This is a genomic window from Desulfobulbus rhabdoformis (assembly GCF_016919065.1).
GTDB classification, from domain to species: domain Bacteria; phylum Desulfobacterota; class Desulfobulbia; order Desulfobulbales; family Desulfobulbaceae; genus Desulfobulbus; species Desulfobulbus rhabdoformis.
Window position 1 is genome coordinate 1 of the sequence record NZ_JAFFQA010000127.1, and the last position, 1,341, is coordinate 1,341.

The following is a 1,341-nucleotide window of genomic DNA, read 5'->3' on the forward strand; positions in this document are numbered from 1 at the left end:
AAATAGCCAATAATCTCCGGACTCCTCAAAAGAGTCTTACAGAGTGCTTGAGCCGTATGCGGGGAAACTCGCTCGTACGGTTCTGAGGAGGGGCGGGAGCCGCAAGGCTTCCGTCCTATCCGATGGGACTCGCCCCCCCTGTTCCCGGCGTGAGAGGCCTCAAAATAGCGCACCACCTCAAGCCTTATTCTTTTATTTCAATCAGTTACCCACCAAAAGAAACTGTATCAAACCGTAATAATCCGCTAAAAAGTACATCAGAAATACATCAATTTCCTGCCTACAATCTAGTTTAATACTTCCCCCCACTCCATTGACAAGACCAATCAAAAGGACTAATATTAGGTCAATTACATAGCCTTTTTGGCAATTGAACCCAAAGCGCTAAATAACTCATAGCTGGCAACAAGAGGTAAGAAAGATAATGGTTACAACACATCATATTCTTGCGGAAATTAGTGCCGGGGTTTCCGAACTGAAAAAAAACCCCATGGCAGTTGTAAGGCAAGGGGAAGGTGCGCCTGTAGCGATTTTAAACCGAAACGAGCCTGCCTTTTACGCAATCCCCGCAAAAACATTTGAACATATCTGTGATATTCTTGAAGATGTTGAGCTACAGTCTATCATTGAGAAACGGAGATCCCAGCCTGAAATAAAGGTTAATCTCGATGAGCTATGAATTAAAATTCAAAGAAGAGGCTTTGCAAGAATGGAAAAACCTGGATGGTTCCATTCGAGAATTATTCAAAAAAAAGCTCAAGGAACGATTAGTTCATCCCAAGATTCCAAGTGCAAAGCTCAGGACCTTGAGCGATTGTTATAAAATAAAATTGAAAGGCCCTGGGTATCGGCTGGTTTACCAAGTCAGGGACAATTAATTAGTTGTTGTGGTCATTGCGATTGGGAAACGCGATAAAAACCAAGTCTATAAAATAGCCAGTAACCGTGCGTAATTCGCAGTAAAAGGTTAAAAATAGCGACCAAAGAATTATTTTTTTTGGCCGCTATTTTTTTGCATATTTTTCGGAAGTCACTTTTCCTTCACACTTTCCGAAGGGTCTCCGGGAGTTGAACCCGCTGCCATCCTTCTAGCTCAAGGCCCACAGGGGGCACCGGGATACATGCGGGATACTGTTAACGCGATAATCACCGGTTGATCCGGTGTATTATCTTGTTGGATTTTCTTAAAATCGTGGTACGGCCCCTATTATTCCAATCGGATAGCCGGGGGTTTTTCTCCCCCGGCCTCCACACCACCTGGCATGCGGGTCCGCACCAGGCGGTTCCCAAAGAGAGACGGGCCGTGGCCGGTCAATCGATAGCTTCAGTTCTTTAAAAAGA

At 44.7% G+C, this 1,341-nt stretch carries 1 protein-coding gene and 1 pseudogene; both read left to right on the forward strand.

Annotated features, from left to right (window positions below; translation table 11 throughout):
* The first annotated feature begins 424 nt into the window (after window positions 1–424).
* Entirely contained in the window at window positions 425–679 is a 255-nt protein-coding gene (locus tag JWJ90_RS22695; RefSeq protein ID WP_205229495.1) for a type II toxin-antitoxin system Phd/YefM family antitoxin, read from the forward strand.
* A pseudogene (locus JWJ90_RS22700) lies at window positions 669–953 on the forward strand (type II toxin-antitoxin system RelE family toxin). Before JWJ90_RS22695 ends, JWJ90_RS22700 begins: the two are co-directional and overlap by 11 nt.
* Window positions 954–1,341: the final 388 nt, after the last annotated feature.

Bases quoted from the DNA above. Each gene is read 5' to 3' on its own strand.
- JWJ90_RS22695 (WP_205229495.1), top strand. From the start codon at position 425: ATGGTTACAACACATCATATTCTTGCGGAAATTAGTGCCGGGGTTTCC.